Here is a 23,505-nt window from a genome sequence, read left to right as displayed (position 1 = left end):
TTGCCTCGTGCGGGAAGCGGCCGGCTCAGTTGGTCGGGGCGACCGGGGTCGGCGAGGAGTAGGGCCACTCGTTGCTGACGCCGGCGTGCTGCTCGGCCGGGACGGCGCCGCTGTCGTCGGCGGCGGCCAGGGCCGCACCGCCGGCGACGGCCATACAGGCGACCAGGGCGAGGGCGAGCTGACGGACGGTCCTGCGCACGCCGGTGTTCTGCTCAGCGGACATGATTCCTCCAGGAGTTGGAATGTGAATTCCGCCTTCCGGGGGCCCGTGCCGCCGGGCGCTCCCTGAAGACATCTCTATTCTCGGCCGCCCTGGTAAGCGAATCCATAGCTGTTCGATGCGTGCTCTCGCCATGGCGTGAGTGCGTCAATGCGGCGCCATAGCAACGGAATTGAGGGATCCGGAGCGCTTCTAACCTTTGGTCGAACCAAAAGAGGTGCTAGACTTGGGCGACGGCCTTCTCGTTCCTCCAGGAGAGAGGGGCCGCCGGGGCAGGGGCGTGCCGCCGCCCTTGCCCCACCCGTTCCGAACGGGCCGGCGCACCCGCCAGCGCGTCCTCGTAGACGTCGATCGTCCGCACCGCCGACGTCCGCCAGCTCATCCCCCGCGCATGCCGGACCGCCGCCTCCCCCATCGACACCCGCGCCCGCGGATGCCGCGCCAGCCACAGCAGCCGCCGCGCGTACGCGACCGGGTCGTGGCCCCGTACGAGCAGCCCGGAGACCCCGTCCCACACGGCCGTCGGCAACCCGCCCACCGCCGCGGCGAGCACCGGCGTCCCGCACGCCTGCGCCTCCAGGGCCACCAGACCGAAGGACTCGCTGCGCGAGGGGACCACGAGCACATCGGCCGCCCGGTACCACTCCGCGAGCCGCTCCTGCGGTACGGGAGGACAGGCCCGGAGCACGTCGTCGACCCCCAGCTCCACCGCCAGCCGCCACACCGAGCCCTCCCGGCTCGCCCCCGAGTGCCCGCCCACCACCGGCACCAGGAGCCGGCGGCGCAGCTCCGGCGCCATCCGCAGCAGCTCGGCGACCGCCCGCACCAGGACGTCGGGCCCCTTCAGCGGCTGGATGCGCCCCGCGTACAGCGGGACGAACGCGTCGGCCGGCAGCCCGAGCCGCGCCCGCGCCGCCGCCCGACCCGCCCCGGGCCCGAAGGTGCGCAGGTCCACGCCCGGCCGCACCACCTCGGTGCGCGGCGCCGCCGCCCCGTACAGCGAGCGCAGCGCCTCGGCCTCGTCCGCCGTGTTGGCGATCAGCCGGTCGGCGTCGCCCACCACCTGGCGCTCGCCGCGGATCCGCAGCTCGGGCTCGGGGGTGTCGCCCTCGGCGAGGTGCGCGTTCTTCACCAGGGCCAAGGTGTGCGCGGTGTGCACCAGCGGTATCCCCCAGCCGAAGGAGGCGATCCGCCCGGCCTGCCCGGACAGCCAGTAGTGCGAGTGGACCAGGTCGTAGCGCCGCTCCTCCTTGAGCAGGGCGAGCGAGAAGGGCACGACCAGGTCCGGCATGGCCTCCTTGGGCAGTGCCCGCCGGGGCCCCGCGTGCAGGTGCCGGACCCGCACGCCGGGCGCGAGCTCCTCCAGGGCGGGCCGGCCCTCGCCGCGGCAACGGGTGAACAGGTCGACCTCCACGCCCTGTTCCGCCAGGGCGCGGGAGAGCTCGACCATGTAGACGTTCATGCCGCCCGCGTCCCCGGTGCCGGGCTGGTGGAGCGGGGAGGTGTGGACGCTGAGCATGGCGACGCGCAGGGACACGTGGGGCTCCTGTGGGGAGGGGGCCGCGTGGTCCCTGCGCGTCGCGCGCACGGTCACGCGGCGGGGATGGGGACGGCGGTGCTCGCGTTCTCTTGCGGGGTGCTTACTGAGGTACTTAGTTGCTTAGTAGTACGGGGTGCGGGAAGGCGGCTCAGAATCCGAAGACCGGCCCGGAGGGCGGCGCGAGCCGCGTCCCCGGCAGCGGGGCGATCAGCGCCGACCAGTCCACCGGACGCCCCGGCGTCACCTGGAGCGCCGCCGCGAGCCGGTCCGCGCCCTCGGGCATCACCGGCCGCGCCCAGGCCGACAGCGCCGAGGCCACCGCCAACTGGGCCGCGAGCGAGGGCAGATGGCGGCAGGAGTTGGCGGGCCGGCAGCGCTCGTGGGCGTTGACGTAGCCGAAGTCGGCGACCGAACGGACCATCTCGTCGAGCACGGCCACCGCCCGCCGCGGGTCGAAGGCGTCGGGGCCGTACGCCTCGCGCAGGTCGTCCACGCCCCGGTGCAGCCGGCGCTCCAGGATCTCCCAGCCGGTGCCGCCGGGCAGCGCCTGCGGGGCGAGCCCGTCGCACTCCTCGCGGACGGACCCGAAGAGCCGCGACAGCCAGCTGTTCCAGTTCTCGTCGAGCTCCAGGCGGGCCGCGGCGAGCCGGTCGCGCTGGAAGACGGTCCTGCGGCCGGTCGGGCGGGCCTGCAGGACATGGCGGCGCAGGGTGTCGGAGCCGTACTCGGTGAGCAGGTCGAGCGCCCAGACGTTGCCCTCCTGGACGCCCTCCTCGACGACGTACGACTCGTTGACGTTGAACTCCTGCGGCAGCTTCACGTCCTGCGCGAGCAGCAGCACCGGCAGCAGCACCGCGTGGCAGAACGCGTGCCCGAAGCCGCAGAAGTGGATGGTGCGGCGGGGCAGCGGACCCTTGGTGTCGTAGCCGAACAGGTGCATGGCGGCGGCCTCGAAGCAGCCGTCGATGCGGTGGTCGGGGAAGCCCTCGACCGGCACCGGCAGCCCCCAGTCGGCGGGGTGTCCGACGGCGATGTCCGGCAGTCCGTCCTCGACGAGCGACTCGCACAGCGCGGCGAGCCGCGGCGGCAGACCGGCCGCCGCCCAGTAGTCGGCGAGCGTGTCGCGGAACGGCTCCAGGGGTACGTACAGCCGCCGGCAGCGCTTGGCGAGCGCGGGGGCGTCGCACAGCGAGCAGCGCGGCGCGATCAGGTCGCCGCCGTCGTTGGGGCGGGCGCACTCGTGGCACATGCCGCCGTCGCTCTGCGCCCCGCAGTGCGGGCAGGCGCCGGTGACGTGCGCGCCGTACAGCCACCGGTCGCACGGCTCGCAGTACGGCAGGAGGCGGGTGCGCGGGGCGATGACCCCCTGCGCGTACAGGCGGCTGAAGAGCTCCTGCACCCAGCGGGTGTAGCCGCGGTCGCGGCGCGGCCGGACGATGTGGTCGAACTCGACGCCCGACCGCAGCCAGTCCGCGGTGATCGCCGCGCGGTAGCCCTCGGCGACCTCCTCCGGCTTGCGGTTGTGGCGCAGCGCTCTGACCTCGACCGAGCTGGCGTGGTCGGCGGTACCGGTGGTGAACCGCACCGGCTCGCCCTCGGCCCGCAGATAGCGGGTCAGGACGTCGGCCGCGACGTACGGGCCGGCGAGATGGCCGATGTGCAGTTCGCCATGGGTGGCCGGAGGGGTCGCGGTGATCCAGACAGGGGTGCTCATGGGACCTCCTTGACGCTGTGGTGCGGTGAGCGGGGGCGCGGCTCGGGGCAGCGGGGGGTTGCGGTCGGCGGGGGCACGGACAGCGGAGTTCGGGCGCCGCCGGCGGGGTGCGGGGGCCTCAGCGGGGTGCGGGGACCTCAGCGGGGTTCGAAGTGGAAGGAGCGGATGAAGCAGTCGCGGGGCTGCTCGACGGCGTAGACGATGCATTCGAAGAGCGCCTGGGTGGTCAGCTTCTCGTCGGGGGCTATTCCGTCCGGATTGAGGCCGTTCCATTCGGCGAACCGCGGGTCGGAGGTGGAGAAGTCCGGCGGGTAGAGCGAGAAGACCCGCACGCCGGAGGGGCGCAGCCGGCGGGAGAGGATGTCGGCGAATCCGGCCTGGGCGCTCTTCGCCGCGTAGAACGCCTCGTGCGCGGCGCCCGTGGACGCGCCCTCCGCGTCCCGCACGGCGACCATGTTGACGATGTCGGGGCGCAGCGAGCCGCGCAGCAGCGGCAGGAAGTGCTTCACCATCAGCACGGTGCCGCCGGCCGTCGACTCGATCGTCTCCACGATCTCGTCGTCGCTCGCCGCCTCCAGGTCCATCCCGTCCAGCCAGCGGGCCCCGTTGTTGACCAGCAGGTCGACCCGGTCGGTGCGCTCGCCGACCCGGGCGGCGAACTCCCGGATCTCGGCGGGCCGGCTCAGGTCGCAGCCGAAGGCGTGGATACGGTCGCGGGCCGAGCCCATGACCTCGGTACGGGTGCGCTCGGCGGCCTCGACGGTGCGCGCCGACACATAGACCTCGGCGCCGAGATGCGCGAATCCGACGGCGAGGGCGCGGCCGAAATAGCGGGACGCGCCGGTCACGACGACACGCAGATTCTCGAATTTCATGTGTGTCTGCTCTCCCCACGGATACGCCACGGATACGCACGGACCAGGGCACGGACAAGACTCCGGCGGTCGTAATTCAGCGTGACAGAGGAATGCGGCGGACCACCCGGCCCCAGGGGTGCGCATTCACGCCGTTGCGTGGATACGCCAGGGCAGTTCGAGCCGGTCGAGAACGCGGGCGCGCTTGTGGTGGACGGAGACCCGGTCGGCGCCGGCGGACACGCTGACGCCCCCGCCGGGCGTCCTCACCCGCCCCAGCTCCGCCGGCACGACGGTGCCGTCGAGCGCGGCGGCGGCACCGAGGGCGGCGGCGCCGGTGAGGGCGAGACGGGGGTGCCAGCCGCCGACGGTGAGGGCGCGGATGTCGAGGCCGTCGGGGGTGGGGCGGAAGACGGCGATCTTGGGCAGCGGCGCGTGCTCCTGGTACCCGAGCAGCCGCCCGGCGGCGCCGCGCAGCCGGTGCAGCTGCTCTTCCAGACGCGCCAGGTCCAGGTCCAGGTGCCGGGCGTCGACGAAGACGTACGGATTCCCGTACCGCACGAGCGAGACGGGCACGCCGAGGACGCGGTCCACGGGGTGGCCGGTGGGGAGGGTGCCGGGGGCGTCGGGGGCGCGCAGGAAGTGCAGGGTGTGGTCGTCGCCGTGCCGCGCGACGTGGACGGTGTCCCCGGTCGTCACGGCCCGTACGGTGACGTCCTGGGCGCGGCCTTCGGCGACCACGCAGGCGAGGAGCGAGTGGCCGCAGCCGGTGCGGAAGTCGAAGCGGGCGCCGGGGAGGGCCTGGACGAAGCGGTAGTCGAGGTCCACCCCGTCCCGGTGGGACGGGCCGTACACCGCGATCTTGTTCGCTTCGGCGTACGGGGTGGCCGCCAGCGCCTGGCGCACTCCCGCCAACTCCCGCGCCAGTCCCAGGGCACCGGGAGGCAGCTGGTCGAGCCGCACGACGAGCGTGGGCCCGGGCGCGTCCTCGGCCCGCACCACCCGGACCACGGTGCCGGCACGCCCACCCCCGTCCGGGGGGACCCCCGCCGCCCCGCGGGACGCTCCCCCACGCGGGCGGGGCGAGGGCGCGGGGGCGGGGCCGGCCGGGGCCGGGGGGTCAGGCTGCACAGCCGGCCGGGATGCGCATGCCCTGGACGACCTCCGTCCACAGCTCGTGGACCGCCAGGCCCCAAAGGGCCAGGGCCGCGTGCTGGTTGGGCCGTTCCAGGTGCCGGGCCAGGAGTTTTCGGACGCGGTCCGCGCGGACCTTCCCGCCGAGGACCAGACGCGCCGGCGACAGCAGCTCGCGGACCGTCTCCAGGAGCGGTCCCCCCGGCGCCAGCATCGCGGCCACCGGCAGGGTGAAGGGCTGCTTGGGGCGGTTCAGGACCGCCGCCGGGAGGAGTTCCGCGCCCGCCTCGTACAGCGCGGGTTTGCCGTGCCGCGCCGACGGCGGCAGCCCGCCCGCGTGCGCCACGACCCCCGGCTGGCAGAACGGCAGCCGCGCCTCCACCGCCCACGCCATCGACAGGTGGTCCACCCGTCGCAGGTGGTACGCCGGCAGCCGCCACCGCGTCTCGAAGGCGCTCAGCGCCGTGATCCGGTCCACCCCGGCCGCGTCCGCCGAGCGCAGCTCCTGCTCGATGCGGTCGGCCGCCGAGCCCTGGTCGGCGACGAAGGCGGCGTACGACGAGGTGTACAGGTGCTCCCGCAGCAGCCGCGGCGCCGCCGACAGCGCGTCGGCGTAGGCGCCGGCCCAGTCGATCCCGGCGGGCGCCGCCACCGCCGCCCGCATCCGGTCGTACCCGCCGAACAGCTCGTCCGCCCCGTCTCCCGTGAGCGCCACGGTGAAGCCGCTCTCGCGCACGGCGCGGAAGAGCGCGTAGGTGGAGAGCGCGATCGGGTCCGCGTTGGGCTGGCCGAGGTGCCGGATGGTCCGGGTGAGCAGGGAGGGGATCTCGTCGGGGTCGACGACCACCTCGTGGTGGACCGTCCGGGCCCGCCGTGCCACCGCACGGGCGTACGCGGCCTCGGAGTCGGGCCACTTCCCTCGGTAGGAGAGGTGGAAGGTGTGCAGCGGCGGGGCGTCCGTCTCGCGCGCGTGCTCGGCGGCGAGCGCGGTGACCAGCCCCGAGTCGAGCCCGCCGCTGGTGACCGCGCAGACCGGGACGTCCGCGGTGGCGAGCCGGCGCACCTCGTGCCGCAGCACGTCCTGGGTGTCGCCGAGCGGCCGGGCCGCGTGCGGGGCGCGCCGCCGCACGACGGGCGCGCAGCCGGGGCGTACGACGGCGGTGGCCCCGGGCGGCAGCACGTCGACGCCGTCGAGGGCGGTGTGCGCGGAGAACGAGGTGCGGGTGGCGAGGACGGTGTCGAGGGCGTCCTCGCGCGGGGCGATCCGCACCCCCTCGAAGGCGAGCAGCGCGGGAATCTCGGAGGCGAAGCGCGTGGACCCGTCGTGGGGGTCGTGGTGCAGGTGGATCGGCTTCATGCCCATGTCGTCGACGGCGAGCACCAGTCGGGCGCTGCCGGGGCGCAGGTCGAGGACGGCGACGGCGAACATCCCGTCGAGGTGCTCGGCGAAGCCGGGCCCGTACTCGGCGTACAGCGCGGGCAGCAGCGTGCCGTCGCAGCGGTCGGGGAAGCGGTGGCCGCGCGCGGCGAGCCGGCGGCGCAGCTCGACGTGGTTGTAGATCTCGCCGTTGAGCACGGCGAGGATCCCGGGCAGGTGGGGCAGCCGGTAGGGCTGGTGCCCGCCGCAGGGGTCGGTGACGGCGAGCCGGTCGCAGCCGAGCGCCCAGCCGGGCCCGCTGAGCACCTGGTGCTCGTCGGGGCCGCCGTGCCGCTGCCGGGCGGAGACCGCCGCGAGCTCGGCCGGGTCGGGGCGGGCCGCTGCCGCGGCGATGGTGCCGAGGATCCTGCACATTGCCGGTCGCCTCCGGATCTCTCTACCAGTCACTGTCCACGTGTCGCACCCAATGATTTGAATCTACCAACTTTTTGAATGGCGCGTAAGTGCCATGTCCTGTTCACGCCACGGCTTGGCCTTGCGACGCCCCCGCCGCACCAAGAGGCTGGCCCCATGGAGGACTTCGCGACGACCGACCCGACCGTCCGTTCAGCACCCGAGTCCCTGCTGGTGGTGGCGGCGCACCCGGACGACATCGAGTTCTGCGTCAGCGGCACCGTCATGCAGTGGATCGAGCGCGGCACCCGCGTGACGTACTGCATCGTCACGGACGGCGGCGCGGGCGGTTACGACGAGGCACTCCCCCGTCAGGCGATGGCGGATCTGCGCCGCGCGGAGCAGATCCACTCGGCCAAGCTCAGCGGCGTCGCCGACGTGCGCTTCCTCGGCTACCCCGACAGCTTCGTCGAGGCCTCCGTCGACCTGCGGCGCGACCTGTGCCGGGTCATCCGCGAGGTCCGCCCGCAGCGCGCCATCATCCCCTCCCCCGAGATCAACTGGGCCCGCGTGGCCGACCTCCACCCCGACCACCGCGCCGTCGGCGACGCCTGTCTGCGCGCGATATACCCCGAGGCCCGCAACCCCTTCGCCCACCCCCAACTCCTCAAGGAGGAGGGCCTGGAGCCGTGGATCGTCCACGAGCTCTGGCTGATGACGGGCCCGACGCCCAACCAGTACGTCGACGTCACCCCCGTCTTCGACCGCAAGGTCGAGGCCCTGCGCATCCACACCTCCCAGACCGCCCACTTCGACGACCTGGCGGGCCTGTTGCGCACCTGGCTCAGCGAACACGCCACGGCGGGCGGACTGCCGGCCGGCCGGATGGCGGAGGCGTTCCAGATCGTGCACATCGACTGAGCGCGGCACCTCGGCCGTGCACACACCTCAGCCGGGCACGCCTCGCCGCCGGGCACACACCACGGCCGGGCGCGCCTCGCGGCCGACCACGCACCGCCGCCCACCACGCACCGCCGCCCACCCACCACCGCCGCCGCCGCGACGGACCCGTGCCCGCGCCGACCGCCCGCTACCGTCTCCGGCATGACCGATACCTACTGGACCCGTCCCGCGGACACCCGGGTGTCCGGCTCCGGCGAGTGCACCCTCACCGTCCTCGCCCCTCCCCGCCCCACCTCGGCGGACTCCTTCGCTCCCCACGACCCCGTCCGCGCCCGCGCGTTCGCCGCGGACTTCCCCACGGTCGAGGAGGTCGTGGAGGACCTCGGGGTCGTGCCCGCGGACCAGGTGCCGCACCCCGAGGTCCGCGCGGACCTCGACCTGATCGCGGTCGGCCACTACGGCGGGGCGGTCTGCCTGTCGGACCCGGCACTCGCGGACGACGGCACCGACAACACGGTCCGCGAGGCGGCCCGGGCCGTGCACGCGCGGCACCCGGGCTCCCTGGTGGTCGGCTCGGCCCATGTGGACCTCGGGGAGGACCACATCGAGGACGTCCTCCTACTGCCCGACGGAACGCTTCTGCACGCCTCGGGCTACCCCGGCTTCGAGGACCCCTGGGAGAGCCAGGGCGACCCCCGCGCCGCGCTCGGGGCGCTCGGCGTGGACGTGGACCTGCTCGACGAGGACACCCAGGAGGACCTCGCCCTGGACGGTGAACCCCACCTCGTCAACTGGGAACTGGTGGTCTCCCTTGCCCTCAAGGGGCGCGACCCGCGCCGTCATCCGCGCCTGGAGGTCTCGCTCCTGCGGGTGCGCCACACCCGCGAACACACGGCGGCCATGGAGGAGTTGTGGCTACTCGGCCGCTAACTCTGCACAGAAGCAATTGAGTTGTCGTGCGACACGCCAAAATCTCCTTACCCGGAAGGAGCGTCGACGCCTAGGGTGGATGACTCTGCGGCGCCAACGACCACGGGGGCCCCTGGCGCCGCACCGACCCATGGTCTTCCTGGGCTCCCGGGAGAGTTCACCTTGAACTACCCGATATCCGTGACCCGCGGCCGCGCCTCGCGCATCGCGCTCGCCGCCGCCTGTGCGGGGGTGCTGTCCTTCACCGGACTCACCCCGCTCACCGGCGAGGCCGCCGCGGCACCGAAGCAGGTCCGCTGCGACGACAAGTACGGACTGCGCGGCAAGAACATCACGCCCGCCACCGATTTCCCCGGGGACGCCTCCCGCATCAAGGCGAAGTGGGACTCGTACCGCTTCCCCAACCAGCGGCACGCGATGGACGGCCTGAAGCTGCCGAAGGACGTCGCGAAGCAGAAGGAAGCCCTCGCCGGGATCAGCTCGGACTACAAGCAGTACGCCGAGGGCACACCGGAGCGCGTGTTCGGCACGTACAAGAACTACATGGAGGGCAAGTCCTGGAACGACCAGAAGTACGGGTCGTTCGACAACTGGCTCAACGACGCCTACATCGAGATGGAGGCGCGCCGCACCCGCGGTGAGGCCTTCGAGGCCAAGGTCGTCGAGGACATGGGCCTCGTCGGCCCGGACTGGCTGTGCCAGGAGTACGTGGAGTACGAGCGGGACGCCAACGGCAAGCCGCTGTACCGCAAGTACGACGCGGTGAACTACAAGCGGGGCATCTTCGTCGAGATGAAGTCCGGCGGGGACAACGACGGCAGCCAGACGCCGAAGGACCGCAAGCTCCTCACGAGCGACAAGTACAAGGACTTCAAGGTCCGGTTCGCGTTCGGCGAGGCCGTCTCCGACGAGACCACCAAGCGCATCAGGAACATGAACGCCCGGATCGGCCCGGACCCCAGCGGCAACAACCGGGTCACCGGCTACGCGCACCACTCCACCGCCACTCCGGAGTACCGGCCCGGCAAGTGGACCAGGCCCGGCACGCTGATGACGCCGAACCCCGGCCAGTCCCCGGCCTCGCCCGGCACGGACAACATCATCCGGTCCCAGCCCACCCCCAACGACGCCCGCCGCCAGCAGGAGCGGGCCAACGCCGCGAACCGCAACGGCTCCGGCGTGAAGGGCCCCGGCGGCGTGGACTTCACCACGCTCGACCTGCGCTACGTCGGCAAGCCCGTCAAGGGCAAGGGCCTCGACTACTCCTTCTCCGCCAAGGAGACCACGGGCACCGAGCCCGGCTGGGGCGGCCAGGAGAAGGCACAGCTCATCTCCGACTCGTTCTTCACGTGGATGGCGCTGACCCCGGAGAAGTTCTGGGTCAACCTCAACCCGGACGAGCCCGACCGGGTCATGGACAAGCAGTTCGGCAGGACCGACGCCGGCCGCGTGCTGCTCCAGGCCGACCTGGAGATGAAGCACGACTACGCCCGGCTCATGGATCCGCGCGAGGGCCTCGGCAAGCAGCTCCAGGACGCGATGCGCGAGGCCGGACTGCCGTGCGGGACGGTGACCCGCAACTGGATCGTCCCCAAGACCGCGGTCGTCCGCGTCGACGAGAACGGCATCTACATCCTCGACGCGCCGCTGAAGGTCAACTCCGAGGCGTCCGAGGTGCACACCCCGGACCCGAACGGCAACGACTGCACCCTCACCCCGGCCCAGCGCAAGGTCTCCGAGGGCCTGGTCAACCGGATCATCATTCCCGAGGTGGAGCGGCGCGTGAACAACGCGCCGAACTACGCGGACCTGCGCCGGGTCTACACGGCCCGGGTGGCGGCGGAGTACGTGCGCCAGCAGGACCAGGCGGCGGCGACCGACTTCCGGCCGGTCATCAACAGCAACGACGTGCGCAAGTGGCCGCTGCGCGGGGCCAACAGGAGCTGGACGCCGAAGCAGACCTTCGACGACTACGTGAAGTCGTTCACCAAGGGCGACTACTCCTTCCCGTGCGAGGTCAACGGCCAGAACAAGATCTGCGTCATGGGCGGCGTCGACTTCTCCAAGGCCCCCAAGCGCAACGTGACCCGCGCGCAGTTCACCGCCGAGCACCGGCACCTGCCGCGGACCACGAAGACGTCCGCGAAGGCCATGACCGACGACGCCGAGACCGAGGACACCCTCTTCCTCGGCGGCAACACCAAGAACGCGGCCGGCGGCGGTGGCGGTACGCACCCGACGCCGACCCCGAGCCCCACGGACGGCCCGAAGCCGACGGACCAGCCGTCCACCCCGGCCCCGAGCAGCCCGGCGCCGACCACCTCCACCCCGGCCCCCCGGCCGACCGGTGACCCGGCGCACCCCGGCGGCGACCTCGCCCACACCGGCTCCAGCGCCCCGACCGGCCTGATCACGGGCCTGGCCGCGCTCCTGGTAGCGGTGGGCGGCGCGCTGGTGTGGTGGCGCAGGCGGCGCGGCTCGACGACGTAGTCGCAGCATCCGAGCACGACCCCGCCCCCCCTCGGCCCCCGGCCCCGGACCGCACCCAGCGGCCGGGGAGCGGGGGCCGAGGGCTCGGGCACGAGAGGACGACGGCGAAGGCCGCCGGTGCCCACCGCGGGGCGGCGGGTGAACGCCCCGGTTCCGCCCGGCGATCGTGCACCGACTGGTGGAACGGCGAATCGGTTCGCCCGCCCCGGCAGGGTGACGCCGCGCGGGTCGGATCCGGCGCGTCGGCGACGGCGAGCCCAGCCTGGGCCGAGCGAGGGCGTGCGAAGGACCCGCCCCGCCGACAAGGAGACCCCCACCATGACGACGTTCACCCGTCTCGTCACCGCCGCGGCCTGTACGGCCGCGGCCGCGCTCACCCTCGTCCCCACGGCCCAGGCCGCCGCACCCGCGGCGCAGGCCGCGGCCGGCTGCCGCTACTACTACACCAGCTACTTCAAGGGCCCGAACGGCGAGACGAAGGGCAGCGGCGAGTACGCCGAGGGCGACCACGACCCCGAGGGCCGCATCTGCCGGAACGGCTGGTGGGTCTCCCCGTACGAGCTGGACGACACGCTCACCCGCTGACCCGGCGGCACGCCCGGCCCACGCCGCCTCGTCCTCGCGGGGCGGCCCCCGGCCGGGGGCCGGGCGTGGTCGTCGAAGATATTTCCTCCCCGCCTTGGCGATCACCGATTAGTTTCTCCGAGACCCGCAGTCTTCAAGGGCAAGAACACCGGAACACGGAGGACATCCCGATGCGCACTCTCATCAGCACCGCCTTCATCTCCCTCGACGGCGTCGTCGAGGCCCCGGGCGGCGAGCCCGGCTACCGGAACTCCGGCTGGACGTTCAAGCACACCGAGTTCCTGCCCGAGGCGTTCGAGATCAAGGGGCGGGAGCAGAAGGAGGCGGCGGCGATGCTGCTGGGGCGGACGAGCTACGAGGCGTTCAGCGCGGTGTGGCCGGACATGGAGGAGTTCGCCGACTACAAGGCGATGCCGAAGTACGTCGTGTCGACGACCCTGACCGAGGACGACCTGGTGTCGAACTGGGGCGAGACGACGATCCTGCGCTCGCTGGACGAGGTCGCGGCGCTGAAGGAGACCGAGGGCGGGCCGATCATCGTCCACGGCAGCGCGTCGCTGAACCAGGCGCTGTCGGACGCCGGCCTGATCGACCGCTACCACCTCCTGGTCTTCCCGCTGCTGCTCGGCGCGGGCAAGCGCCTGTTCAGCACGACGGACAAGGACGTGCAGAAGCTGCGGCTGGTCGAGTCCGAGGCGTACGCGAACGGGCTGCAGAAGCAGGTCTTCGACGTGGTCCGCTGACGCGTCGGCTCAGCCGATGCCGGAGACCACCGACGCCAGCGACAGCAGCAGCGCCCCCAGCGCACCCACCCCGGCGGGAAGCCGCGGCCCGTCACGGACGTACCGCAGGGTGGCGGCGCCGAAGAGCAGGCCGCCGGCGACGAACCACGGTCCCCACAGGTAGAGGTACCAGCGGATCAGCGCGGCCAGGTCGGGTGCGACCGGGCGGGCGCCCGCCTCCACCAGGGCCCCCTGGACGACGAAGACCCCGCCGTGCCAGACGAGCAGCACCGCGGCACCCGCGCCGCAGCACGCCAGGAGACGGCCGGCCCACCTGCCCCTGCGGCGGGTCAGGCCGATTCCGATCAGGGCCCCGACGAGCTTCAGCAGGCCGGTCACCCACAGGACGGCCACGAACCACCAAACCCGCTCCTCGGCCAGCTTCACGAGGGCGGGCGACACCGTCGTCCGGGCGCCGAAGGACAGGCCCGCCGCCCACGCGAAGCTGGGCACGGCGAACAGGACCCCCCACACCGCGGCGGCGACCCCCGTCCACTCCGCGGCGCCCGCCGCACTCCTGTCTTCCATGGCTCCATGCTGGCCGGGCCGCGGCGGCATGGGGTCATCCGCGCGGACGATCGCCGGCCTCCGCCGCCCGGGCTAGGCTCCCCGGACGCGTCCGACCCCGAAATCGCCTTGCCCCCGCGGGCGTCCGCGTACGAGCCTCCTCCCATGGAACTCCCGCCGCACGCGCCCCCGCAGCTGATCGAGGTCGACGGGCACCTCGTCCTCCGTCCCTTCGACGCGGCGGCGGACCTCGTCGAGTGGCTGCGGGTCGTCGAGGAGTCCCTGGAGCACCTGCGTCCCTGGATGCCCTGGGCCGCCGCGCACACCCCCGCCTCGACCGCCGACCACCTGGCCCGGCGGGCGGAGATGTGGGCGACCGGCAGGGAGTTCACGTACGCGGTGGTCGCCGACGGGGCGCTCGTCGGGAGCTGCGGGCTGTACCGGCACGAGGACACCCCCGACGGCGCCTACGAGATCGGCTACTGGCTGCATCCCGCCGCCACCGGACGCGGGGTGGCCACCAGGGCCGCCCGCGCCCTGGTCGAGGAGGGTTTCCGCCTGCGGGGCGTCGACGAACTGCTGATCGTCCACGACCGCGAGAACCACGCAAGCGGCGCGGTCGCCGCCCGACTCGGCTTCGTCCCGTACGGCGAGAGCGACGACCTCCGGACCTGGCAACTCACGCGTACGGGCCGTCAATAGACTCTGCCCGTCTCGGAACACCGCGTTCGCATTCGTCTCGTCTCTCATGAACCGTCCCTGGGGGGGACTCCTTGCACACCGCCCATGCCGGAAGAAGACCGGCCGGCGCGCCGCGCGTACTCGCGCTCGTCGCGCTTCTCGTCGCGGTCCTCGCGTCCGTACTCGGGCCGGCCGCCACCGCGTCCGCCGCCACGACGCCGACGCCCACGCCGTCGAAGGCCGCACCGAAGGCCGCGGCGCCGAAGGCCGCGGCGCCCCGGACCACCGAGCCCCGGCTCCGCGCCGCCCGCCGGATCGCCGAGGGCGGCCTCGCGGACACGTGTTCCGGGCCCATCGAGCCGAACACCGTCCACACCTGCGCGACCTGGCCCAGCGGGCACGCCACCACCTTCACGCTCGACGTGCCGCAGGCGAAGGACGTCGTGTTCGCGCAGGTCGTGAACGCCCAGGGCGCCGACGCCTACCTCTCGCTGACCGCTCCCGACGGCTCCGCCGTCACCTGCGACCGGCCCGACTACTCGGGCGCGCACCGCTGCCCCACCTCCCAGACGGGCACGTACACGCTGGAGGTGTGGGACAACTCGGGCAGCAGCGGCGGCTTCTCCGTGTCGTACAAGGCGCTCCTCGCGGACACCTCCTGCACCACGGTGACGGACGCCGACACCGCCCTCGGCCGGCCCACCGTCCGGGCGGCGAGCCTCGCGGCCGGTTCGACGGGCAACTGCTACGCGCTGCCGACGGCCTCCGGTGAGGTGCTGCGCCTGTTCCACAGCGACTGGCGCGTGTCGCAGACCGTGTACGACTCCACCGGCGCCCAGGTCTGCTCGACCCGCGTCGCCGGCAACCAGTACCTGGACTGCACGCTGACCGGCACCGCGCCCTACCGCCTGCTCGCGGCCGAGCGCGACGCGGCGGCCACCGAGCTCACGCTCACCGCGGCGCGCCTCTCGCACCCGAGCGGCTGCGCCGTCGTCACGCCGCAGGCGTACGGGGCGGTACCGGACGCGTCGGGCACGGAGCGCTGCCGCACCCTGCGCGTCGCGGCGGCCGGTCCGTACCTCTTCGACAGCGTCGACGCGGAGCTCGACGGGCGCCTGTACGACGCCGACGGCACCCCGGCCTGCACCCCGGAGCCCACCACGCCGTGCCGGCTCGCCGCCGGTGACCACACCTGGGCCCGCGACGCCCGCAGCGGCAGCGGCGCCGACGCCTACGGCGTCTGGTTCCTCGCGACCGGGCAGGCCGAGGGCTGCACGCCGGTCAAGGACGACGGCTTCGCCTCCGGCGCGGTCACCGGCACCTTCACCGGCGCCGGTCAGGCCCTCTGCCTCGGGCTGCCGACGGCCTCCGGCCGCGGTCTCTACTTCATCGACCAGGCGACCGGCGAGGACGCCGTCCACCCGGCCGTCCGGGTCTTCGACGCCAAGGGCGTCGCACAGTGCGCCAACGAGAACGCGCCGGGGGTCTGCAAGCTGACCGGCACCGCCCCGTTCCACGCCGTGCTGTCCGCCCCCGCCGCCGGTGACTACAAGGTCGCCGTCCAGCGCACGGCCGAGGCCGCGGGCTGCACGCCGTGGGCCCAGTCCGGCTTCGGCAACACCTGGGGTGCGCAGCTCGCGCTCGCCAGGGGGCAGACCGCGTGCCTGTCGATCGCGGGCGGCGCGCACGCGACCACCGAGCTGCTCGACTACACCAACGAGACCAACCAGGTGAACGCCTGGCTGCGCATCCACGACGCCGCCGGCAACGAGGTGTGCACCACCGTCAGCGACTCGACGACGACCTGCCGCCTCACCGCGGGCGCCCCGTACACGGCGCTGCTGACGAAGAGCGGCGGCTACGGCCCCGACACCTACAGGCTCGTCCGGCGTGACGTCTCCGCGACGGCCCGCTGCGCGGCGCCCGCGTCGCTGACCGTCGGCGGGCCCTCCACGCCGTACACCTTCCGCGGGGACCTCGACAGCACCTGCCTGCGGGTGACGGCGGCGGCCACGGACAAGATGTGGCTGTCCGTGCGGACGCCGGGCGCGGGCTACAGGCAGGGCGCGGTCCTGGGTGTCGTCGACGCCACCGGCACGCGGAAGTGCCGCACCTGGGGCACCGCGGGCACCTGCCGGGTCACCGGCTCCACCTCGTACCTCGTGTACGTCGTGGCCGTCGGCTACGACGCCACCCCGATCGCCTCGTACACGGACACCTGGCGGATCGGCACGGCGTCCGGCTGGGCCCCGCAGTGCACGGCGAACAAGGTGTCGCCCGCGGGCTTCCCCCCGCGCAGCGCGGTCCTGACCGAGTCGGCGACGGCCTACTGCGCGGTGCTGGACTTGAAGCCGCGGCAGCGTTTCGACGTCTTCGGCGTGCACAGCGACACGCAGGGGAGGAACCCCACCGTCAGCCTGCTGGGCGCCTCCTTCGGCGATTCGACGGACCTGTCGTACCTGTGCTCCGTCTCCGGCGGGATCCGCGCCGAGTGCTACACCACCGACCAGGCGCCCGCCGGGCAGTACGCGCTCGTGGTGACCCCCGGCGCGGCGCCCACGCCGTACGAGTTCACGGCGCAGGGTGCCTGCGCCCTGTACTGCGCCGGCTATCCGGCCCAGGCCGACGTGTCCTGGCTGAGCAGCACGACCGGCCCCGCCGGGACCTCGCACCCGGTGGAGCTGCGCGGCTCCGGCCTGACCCTCGGCACGCCGGTCAGGCTGCGCAACGACTCCACGTCCGGCGAGACCTGGATGAACGAGATCGTGTCCGTCGCGCCGAACGGGACCTCGATGAAGGTCCTGCTCGGCACCCGTGACCTGCCTCCGGGCCGCTACGACCTGGTGGTCGGCGACGGCGGCTACACCTCCGGCACCCGCTCCCCCGGCTACCTGCCGAACGCCTTCACCGTGACGGAGGCCCGGGCGGCCACGCCCGGCCGTTTCGTGCCGGTGGCGCCGAAGCGGTTCCTGGACACGCGCTACGGCACGGGCGCGCCCCGGGCGAAGGTCGGTCCGGGCGGCACGGTCAAGCTGAAGGTCGCGGGCGTCGACGGCGTCCCGGCGACGGGGGTCACGGCGGTCGTCCTGAACGTCACGGCGGTCACCCCGTCCACGAACGGCTTCCTGACCGTCTTTCCCGACGGCCGTCCGGTCCCGTCCGCGTCCAGCCTCAACTACACGGCGAACCGGACGCTCTCCAATCTGGTGACGGTCGCCGTCACCAACGGGACCGTGAACCTGCGCAACAGCGGGGGCGCGCTCGACGTCGTCGCCGACGTGGCGGGCTACTACACGTCCGCACAGGGCGCGGGCTCGGCGCTGACGTCGATCGACCCGACCCGCTTCCTGGACACCCGTTACGGCACCGGCGCCCCCAAGGCCCGGGTCGGCGCCGGTGGTTCGGTGAAGCTCAGGGTCGCGGGCGTCAAGGGCGTCCCGGCGACGGGTGTGACGGCGGTCGTCATGAACGTCACCGCGGTCGCCCCGGCCTCGAACGGCTTCGTGACGGTCTACCCCGACGGCCAGTCCGTCCCGACCGCCTCGAACATCAACTACTCGGCCGGGGAGACCCTCCCCAACCTGGTGGTCGTGCCGGTCGTGAACGGCTCGGTGGTGCTGCGCAACAGCGCGGGCTCGGTGGATCTGCTCGCCGACGTGACGGGCTACTTCTCCGCCACGGGCGCGGCCTTCACGGCCGCCGAGCCGGTACGGCTCCTCGACACGCGCGGCGGTCTCGGCGCGCGGGCCGGGGCGGTCGGTCCCGGCGGTGTGGTCAGCATGCGGGTCTCCGGCGTGGCCGGGGTGCCGGCCGAGGGTGTCACGGCGGTCGTCCTCAACGTGACCGTCGCCGGCCCGACCTCGGGCAGTTTCCTGACCGTCTCGCCGCACGGGCGGCCGCGTCCGGCGGTGTCGAACCTCAACTACCCGGCGGGCAGGACGATCTCCAACCTGGTGGTCGTGCCGGTGGTCGACGGGCGCGTGACGTTCACGAACCACTCGGGCGACGTGCAGGTCGTCGCGGACCTGAACGGCTGGTTCAGCGGCTGACGTACCCCGTACACCCCGTACTCCCCGTACACAGCCCAGGGAGGGCCGGATCGCGCGAGCGGTCCGGCCCTCCGGCGTGTGGGCCTCCGACGGATGAGGGTCCGCTCACAGCTCCTCCGGCACCCCTGGCTCCAGCCAGCGCAGGGTCCCCGCCAGCCGGGGATCGGCGGCGAAGGCGGCGGTGATGCGGGCCGGGTCCTCGGCGAGGTGGTCCCAGGAGTCGAAGTGGAGGGGGACGACCGTGCGGGCTCCCAGGGTGCGGGCGAGGGCGGCGCCCTCGGCGGCGCTGAGGGAGAAGGCGCGGTCGCCGGTGGAGGGGAAGTGGGCGTCGCCGAAGTGGAGGAAGGCGGTGTCGAGGGCGAAGCGCTCGCCGATCGCGGCCAGCGCGTCGTGCCGGACGGTGTCGCCGGAGACGTACAGGGTGCCGGTGTCGTGCTCGACGACGAAGCCGGTGACGGGCCCGGTGGCCTGCTCGGTGCCCTCGGGGCCGTGGCGGGCCGGGGTGGCGGTGATCCGCACGGTCGTGCCCCCGGCGGTGATCTCGCGGCTCTCCCACGGGGCCAGGCCCTCGGCCCGGCCGCCGAGGCGGGCGGCGGCCTCGGGGGTGGTGAGGATCCGGCCCGCCCGGGCGAGGACCTCTCGGCCTGAGTGGTCGAGGTTGTCGGCGTGCTGGTCGTGCGAGAGCAGGACCAGGTCGACGGGCGGCAGCAGACTCGCGTCGAGGGCGGGGCCCGCCGTGCGGCGCAGCGGGCGAACGGCCGGGTAGGCGGCGGGCGCCTGGTCGAAGGCGGGGTCGGTGAGGACGGTGAGACCGCCGATGCGGAGCAGGACGGTGGCCGTGCCGATGTAGGTGGCGGTGGTCCTGGGCGAGGGCCTGGGTGACGGCCTGGGGGTGGTCGCGGGCGAGGTGCTGGGTGTGGTCATGGGCACAAAGTAAACCGATCGGTTCACCTCGTCAACCAAACGGTTCAGTCTTGACAGTGAACCGAACGGTGTAGTTCATTCTTGGCATGACCGCCGCCGAACGCACCGTCGCCCGCATCGCCCGCCCCCTCCACACCCACGAGGGCGCCGGCTTCCCCGTCCGCCGCCCTTTCCCCACCGCCGAACTCCCCTTCGTCGACCCCTTCCTGATGGTCGACCAGGTGGGACCGGTCGAGCTCGCCCCCGGCGAGGCCAAGGGCGCTCCCGCGCACCCGCACCGCGGCTTCGAGACGATCCAGTACGTCCTCGACGGCGACATCGCCAACGCCGACTCCCGCGGCCACCGGGCCGTCGTCGGGGCCGGCGGGGTGCAGTGGCTCACCGCGGGCTCCGGGATCGTCCACGAGGCGCTGCCCACCGAGGAGTTCCTCGCCGCGGGCGGGCGCCAGCACATGCTGCAGATCTGGCTGAACCTCCCCGCCCGGCTCAAGTCGCTCCCCCCACGCAGCCAGAACGCCGGGGCCGACGACCTGCCGACCGTCACCACCCCCGAGGGCGCCCGCCTCACCGTCCTCGCCGGCAGCAGCCACGGCGTGACCGGGCCCTTCGCGACCCACACCCCGGTCCTCGTCGCCCACGCGCGCCTCGCACCGGGCGGGCGCGCCACGTTCACGGCGCCCGCCGGGCACAACGCGGTGGCGTACGTGATGACCGGCGAGGCCGCCGTCGCCGCCGAGCCCGTCGCCGACGGCCACCTCGCCGTGCTCGCCCCCGACGGCGACCACTTCACGATCGCGGCGCCGGGCGGAGCGGCCGAGGTGCTGGTCCTCACCGGCGAGCCGATCGGGGAGCCGGTCGCCCGCGGCGGACCGTTCGTGATGAACACGGCGGCGGAGCTGCGCCAGGCGGAGAAGGACTTCGCGACGGGCCGGATGGGACACATGGGGCAGGTCGACCGGACGGGTCGGACGGGACGGATGCCGGTATGACACCCACGACACCCACGACGCGCGCGGCCCGCACGGCGCGCACGACACCCACGACACCCACGACGACCGTCCCGGCCGCCAGGACCGCCAGGACCGTGCCCCAGGGCACGCGCCCCCGGCCCCGGGCCCCCTTGCGCCCGGCCCTCCTCGCCGCGCTCTTCGTCGCACCCGCCTCCATGGGGGTGTCGGGCCCCAGCCTCGCCCTGCCCGGCGCCGCCCGGGAGCTCGGAGTCGCCGCCGGTTCGGCGGCCTGGCTGATGACCGCGTTCGGCATCGGGATGGCGGCCGGCACCCCGCTGCTGTCCGCCACGGCCGGGCGGCGCGGCCCCGGCGGGCTGGTCCGGGCCGGGGCCGTGCTCCTCGTCCTGGGCGCCGCGCTCGTCCTCGCCGCCGGAACGCTGCCGCTCGCGGTGGCCGGGCGGACGGTCGAAGCCGTCGGGGCGGCCGGGGTCACCGTCGCGGCCTTCCGGATCGCGGGCCGGGACCGCTCGGGCCGGGCGCCCGGGACCGTCGCCGTCGGCAGCGCCTTCGGCGGCACCCTCGGCCTCTTCGCGGGAGCCGCGGCGGAGCGCGCGGCGGGCTGGCAGGCCGCGCTCGTCCTGCCGCTGCTGAGCCTCCTCGTACTGCCGCCCGTCCTGCGCCTGGCCGGCCCCGCGGAACCGCGCCCCCAGGCGGCCACCGGCACCCGTCCCTCCGGCGTCCTGCGCGCCCCGGGCTTCGGCGCCGCCGCGGGGCTCATGCTCGCGCTCTCCACCGTGAACTTCGCGCTCCTGTACGGCGCCCCACGCCGCTTCGCCGCGCTCACCGGCTGGCACCCGGTCGAGACGGGCGCCGTCGCCGCGCTCGCCGCCCTCGCCGGGGCGCTGCTGTCCTGGCGGCTCATCCGCCTCGCACCCCGGCTCGGGACGCGCAGGACCCGCCTGGTGCTGGCCGGCGGCTCGGCGACGGCGGCCGTGCTCGCGGCCCTCGCCCCGTGGCCGGCGGCGGTCCTGACCGGCTCCGGCCTGAGCGCGCTCGCGACCGCGGGCGGCCAGGGGATCCTGACGGGCGCCGCGACCCGCGGCCTGCGCGAGGAGCAGCAGGGCCCGGCGATCGGCCTGTTCAACCTGGCCTTCCTGACGGGCGTGACACTGGGCCCGGCGCTGGCCGCGGCGGTGGTGGCCTGATCGGCGCCGACGCCAGACCGAACCGTTCAGTTCATATACTGGCGGCGACTCCGCACCGCCTTCCGCGAAGGACCCCCATGGCCGCCAAGACCACGGACGACGCCCTCCGAGGCGTACTCGACGAGTACGGCATCCCCGTCATCCCCGACCCCGCCTCCGCCGCCGCCCGCAAGCGCCGGGCGATGATCGACGCCGCGCTCACCGAGTTCCTGGCCGAGGGCTACTCCGCCGCTTCCATGGAGGCGATCACCCAGCGCTCCGGCGTCTCCAAGGCGACCATCTACAAGCACTTCGGGAGCAAGGAGCGCCTGTTCCTCGCGGTCGTCGGCGGCGTGCTGCCGCAGACGTACGCCGGGGTGGAGCCGGCGGGCCCGCTCGCCGACGCGCCCGACCTGCGCGCCGCGCTCGTCCGGCTCACCGTGGACTGGGCCCGGGCGCTGCTGCGCCCGGACATCATGGCGCTGCGCCGGCTGGTGATCGGCGAGATCGACCGCTTCCCGCAGCTCGGCCAGCTCTGGTACCGGGTCACGTACGACATGTACAACGGCCCGCTGATCGAGGCGGTGACCGCGCTCGACGCCCGCGGGACGCTCGACGCACCCGACCCGCAGCTCGCCGTGCAGCAGCTGGTGGCGGCCACGGTCGGCGTGCCGCAGCTCGTCCACACCTTCGCGCCCGGCACCGCCGTCGACGAGGCCGAGCTGAGCCGGCAGATCGAGTCCGGCGTGGACCTCTTCCTGGCGCGGTACGCGACGGGCGCGTGAGCGGGGCGGCACCCCCGGCCCGCTCCGGCCCCTCCCGCCCGACCCCTCCCGCCCGGCCCCTCCCGCCCGGCCCCTCCCGTTCCGTTCCGTTCCGCGAGATGCCGATTCCACGGGCAGTAAGCTCGGGACCGTCGTCAGCATCACCGATGAAGGAGATTCGACATGGCGCAGGTCGCGCTCAAGGGCAACCCCGTACAGGTCAACGGCACCCTGCCCGCCGCGGGCAGCCAGGCTCCGGAGTTCAGCCTGGTCGGCGAGGGCCTCGCGGACCGCTCGCTGAAGGACTTCGCCGGTCAGCGCAAGGTCCTCAACATCTTCCCGAGCGTCGACACCCCGACCTGCGCGAACTCCGTGCGCGCGTTCAACAGCAAGGCAGCGGGCCTCGACAACACCGTGGTGCTCTGCATCTCCGCGGACCTGCCCTTCGCCCAGGCCCGCTTCTGCGGCGCCGAGGGCCTGGAGAACGTGAAGAACCTCTCCACCCTCCGTGGCCGCGAGTTCCACACGAACTACGGCGTGGACATCGCCGACGGCCCGCTGGCCGGTCTGACCGCCCGCGCCGTCGTCGTCCTCGACGAGGACGACAAGGTCCTCCACGTGGAGCTCGTCAACGAGATCTCCGAGGAGCCGAACTACGAGGCCGCCCTCGCCGCGCTGAAGTAGGCCGGACACCGCACGGGCCCACGGGGGCCGCCACGACGCCGGTCGGCGTATGCCGTGGCGGCCCCCGCTGCCTTCGCCCTACGCTCCGGTCATGAGCAGCAGACGAAGCTCCGGCTCCTCCGACTCGTTCCTCTCCCTCTGGTCGAAGGGCTCGTTCCTGTCGATCGGGTCCGTCGGGTCCTTCATGTCCATCGGGTCCGTCGGCTCGGCCTTCTCGATCGGCTCGGTCGGGTCCTTCCTCAGCGTCGGCTCGCTCCTCTCGGACCGGTCGCGCTTCTCCGCCCTGGCCTCCCGGTCGGTGCGCGCCGTCATGTGCTCCCGCAACCGGCGACCGGGGTCACCGACGTCACGTCCGTGAGCGGCACGTCGACCGCCCGCCCCTGGACGATCAGGGTCAACGACCCGCTTCCGGTGCCGAGTTCGCCACAGACCCGCCCCGTCGAGGTGGTGATCTCGACCGCCCCGGGGCCCGCGCCCGCGCCCGGCGCGTCCGGGGCGGGCCACCAGGCGCTGGTGGCGGCGACGGCGGTCAGCAGGACGCCGGCGAAGGTGAGCAGCAGTCCGGTGCGCAGCCGGCGGGCGGCGCGGACGGGGTCCTCGGGACCGCCCGCCGGGGGCCAGGCGGTGCGTCCGACGAGGTAGACCGCGAGTACGGCGAGGCCGAGGGCGAGCAGGACCAGCACGCCCGCGGCCGCCTCGACTCCGCGCGGGGCCGGGGACGCCCCCGATCCGCCGGCCTTCAGCGCACCGCACAGGCCCACGAAGCCGAGGGCCGCCAACTGGAGCGTCAGCCAGCCGCGGGCGGAGGTCCGGACGGCTTCGTCGCTGTCGGTCATGGC

General features: G+C 73.8%; 21 protein-coding genes. 11 read left to right on the top strand and 10 right to left on the bottom strand.

Annotated features, from left to right (window positions below; all coding sequences use genetic code 11):
* Window positions 1–25: 25 nt before the first annotated feature.
* The 6 genes from ACH414_RS15085 to asnB form a co-directional block, all read right to left on the bottom strand.
* Window positions 26–223: a hypothetical protein gene (locus tag ACH414_RS15085; protein ID WP_382532962.1), complete on the bottom strand. Its 198-nt coding sequence runs from the start codon at window positions 221–223 to the stop codon at window positions 26–28.
* A gap of 217 nt (window positions 224–440) precedes the next feature.
* Entirely contained in the window at window positions 441–1,757 is a 1,317-nt protein-coding gene (mshA, locus tag ACH414_RS15080) for a D-inositol-3-phosphate glycosyltransferase (protein WP_382532963.1), read from the bottom strand.
* A gap of 151 nt (window positions 1,758–1,908) precedes the next feature.
* The gene (locus ACH414_RS15075; RefSeq protein WP_382532965.1) at window positions 1,909–3,474 is read right to left on the bottom strand and encodes a class I tRNA ligase family protein; all 1,566 of its coding nucleotides are present in this window, start codon (window positions 3,472–3,474) and stop codon (window positions 1,909–1,911) included.
* Window positions 3,475–3,611: 137 nt separating this feature from the next.
* Window positions 3,612–4,349 carry an SDR family oxidoreductase gene (locus tag ACH414_RS15070; protein WP_382532967.1) on the bottom strand — a complete coding sequence of 246 codons (738 nt, stop codon included), beginning with the start codon at window positions 4,347–4,349 and terminating at the stop codon, window positions 3,612–3,614.
* 126 nt (window positions 4,350–4,475) lie between these two features.
* On the bottom strand, window positions 4,476–5,330 hold the full coding sequence (locus ACH414_RS15065; RefSeq protein WP_391769329.1) for a hypothetical protein: 855 nt from the start codon (window positions 5,328–5,330) through the stop codon (window positions 4,476–4,478).
* Window positions 5,331–5,448: 118 nt separating this feature from the next.
* Window positions 5,449–7,254 carry an asparagine synthase (glutamine-hydrolyzing) gene (asnB, locus tag ACH414_RS15060; protein ID WP_382532970.1) on the bottom strand — a complete coding sequence of 602 codons (1,806 nt, stop codon included), beginning with the start codon at window positions 7,252–7,254 and terminating at the stop codon, window positions 5,449–5,451.
* 156 nt (window positions 7,255–7,410) lie between these two features.
* Between asnB and ACH414_RS15055 the strand changes: the two genes are divergently transcribed.
* The 5 genes from ACH414_RS15055 (at window position 7,411) to ACH414_RS15035 (ending at window position 12,884) form a co-directional block, all read left to right on the top strand.
* On the top strand, window positions 7,411–8,154 hold the full coding sequence (locus ACH414_RS15055) for a PIG-L deacetylase family protein (protein ID WP_382532972.1): 744 nt from the start codon (window positions 7,411–7,413) through the stop codon (window positions 8,152–8,154).
* Window positions 8,155–8,337: 183 nt separating this feature from the next.
* Window positions 8,338–9,066 carry a DUF6333 family protein gene (locus ACH414_RS15050; protein ID WP_398942054.1) on the top strand — a complete coding sequence of 243 codons (729 nt, stop codon included), beginning with the start codon at window positions 8,338–8,340 and terminating at the stop codon, window positions 9,064–9,066.
* A 162-nt stretch (window positions 9,067–9,228) separates the two neighbouring features.
* The gene (locus ACH414_RS15045) at window positions 9,229–11,556 is read left to right on the top strand and encodes an LAETG motif-containing sortase-dependent surface protein (RefSeq protein ID WP_398942052.1); all 2,328 of its coding nucleotides are present in this window, start codon (window positions 9,229–9,231) and stop codon (window positions 11,554–11,556) included.
* Between the two features lie 318 nt (window positions 11,557–11,874).
* Window positions 11,875–12,141: a hypothetical protein gene (locus tag ACH414_RS15040; RefSeq protein ID WP_382532978.1), complete on the top strand. Its 267-nt coding sequence runs from the start codon at window positions 11,875–11,877 to the stop codon at window positions 12,139–12,141.
* A gap of 170 nt (window positions 12,142–12,311) precedes the next feature.
* Complete coding sequence (locus tag ACH414_RS15035; protein WP_382532979.1) at window positions 12,312–12,884, top strand: dihydrofolate reductase family protein; 573 nt, start codon at window positions 12,312–12,314, stop codon at window positions 12,882–12,884.
* 9 nt (window positions 12,885–12,893) lie between these two features.
* Here ACH414_RS15035 and ACH414_RS15030 read toward each other — a convergent pair whose 3' ends face one another.
* Complete coding sequence (locus ACH414_RS15030) at window positions 12,894–13,451, bottom strand: DUF3995 domain-containing protein (protein WP_382532981.1); 558 nt, start codon at window positions 13,449–13,451, stop codon at window positions 12,894–12,896.
* A gap of 144 nt (window positions 13,452–13,595) precedes the next feature.
* Between ACH414_RS15030 and ACH414_RS15025 the strand changes: the two genes are divergently transcribed.
* A complete protein-coding gene (locus ACH414_RS15025) occupies window positions 13,596–14,132 on the top strand; it encodes a GNAT family N-acetyltransferase (RefSeq protein WP_382532983.1) in 537 nt (178 codons plus the stop codon).
* Between the two features lie 71 nt (window positions 14,133–14,203).
* Window positions 14,204–18,160, top strand: a complete 3,957-nt coding sequence (locus ACH414_RS15020; RefSeq protein WP_398942049.1) for a hypothetical protein — start codon at window positions 14,204–14,206, stop codon at window positions 18,158–18,160.
* Window positions 18,161–18,265: 105 nt separating this feature from the next.
* On the opposite strand, the gene ACH414_RS15015 is transcribed toward ACH414_RS15020, so the two are convergent.
* On the bottom strand, window positions 18,266–19,084 hold the full coding sequence (locus ACH414_RS15015) for an MBL fold metallo-hydrolase (RefSeq protein WP_398942047.1): 819 nt from the start codon (window positions 19,082–19,084) through the stop codon (window positions 18,266–18,268).
* An 86-nt stretch (window positions 19,085–19,170) separates the two neighbouring features.
* Between ACH414_RS15015 and ACH414_RS15010 the strand changes: the two genes are divergently transcribed.
* From ACH414_RS15010 to tpx, 4 genes are all read left to right on the top strand, one after another.
* Entirely contained in the window at window positions 19,171–20,073 is a 903-nt protein-coding gene (locus ACH414_RS15010) for a pirin family protein (protein ID WP_398942045.1), read from the top strand.
* Entirely contained in the window at window positions 20,070–21,239 is a 1,170-nt protein-coding gene (locus tag ACH414_RS15005; protein WP_398942043.1) for an MFS transporter, read from the top strand. Before ACH414_RS15010 ends, ACH414_RS15005 begins: the two co-directional genes overlap by 4 nt.
* A 77-nt stretch (window positions 21,240–21,316) precedes the next feature.
* The gene (locus ACH414_RS15000; protein ID WP_386565508.1) at window positions 21,317–22,003 is read left to right on the top strand and encodes a TetR/AcrR family transcriptional regulator; all 687 of its coding nucleotides are present in this window, start codon (window positions 21,317–21,319) and stop codon (window positions 22,001–22,003) included.
* Between the two features lie 162 nt (window positions 22,004–22,165).
* On the top strand, window positions 22,166–22,666 hold the full coding sequence (gene tpx / locus ACH414_RS14995) for a thiol peroxidase (protein ID WP_382532994.1): 501 nt from the start codon (window positions 22,166–22,168) through the stop codon (window positions 22,664–22,666).
* A gap of 78 nt (window positions 22,667–22,744) precedes the next feature.
* On the opposite strand, the gene ACH414_RS14990 is transcribed toward tpx, so the two are convergent.
* Together ACH414_RS14990 and ACH414_RS14985 are read right to left on the bottom strand one after the other, a co-directional pair.
* Window positions 22,745–22,978 carry a hypothetical protein gene (locus ACH414_RS14990; protein ID WP_382532996.1) on the bottom strand — a complete coding sequence of 78 codons (234 nt, stop codon included), beginning with the start codon at window positions 22,976–22,978 and terminating at the stop codon, window positions 22,745–22,747.
* The gene (locus ACH414_RS14985) at window positions 22,975–23,502 is read right to left on the bottom strand and encodes a hypothetical protein (protein ID WP_391769335.1); all 528 of its coding nucleotides are present in this window, start codon (window positions 23,500–23,502) and stop codon (window positions 22,975–22,977) included. The genes ACH414_RS14990 and ACH414_RS14985 overlap by 4 nt, the downstream gene beginning before the upstream one ends.
* Window positions 23,503–23,505 lie beyond the last annotated feature (3 nt).

The sequence above is a fragment of the Streptomyces sp. NPDC020422 genome, assembly GCF_044386705.1.
GTDB lineage: Bacteria > Actinomycetota > Actinomycetes > Streptomycetales > Streptomycetaceae > Streptomyces.
Note: the sequence above shows the minus strand (reverse complement) of the source record. Positions and strands in the feature narration are given on the sequence as shown.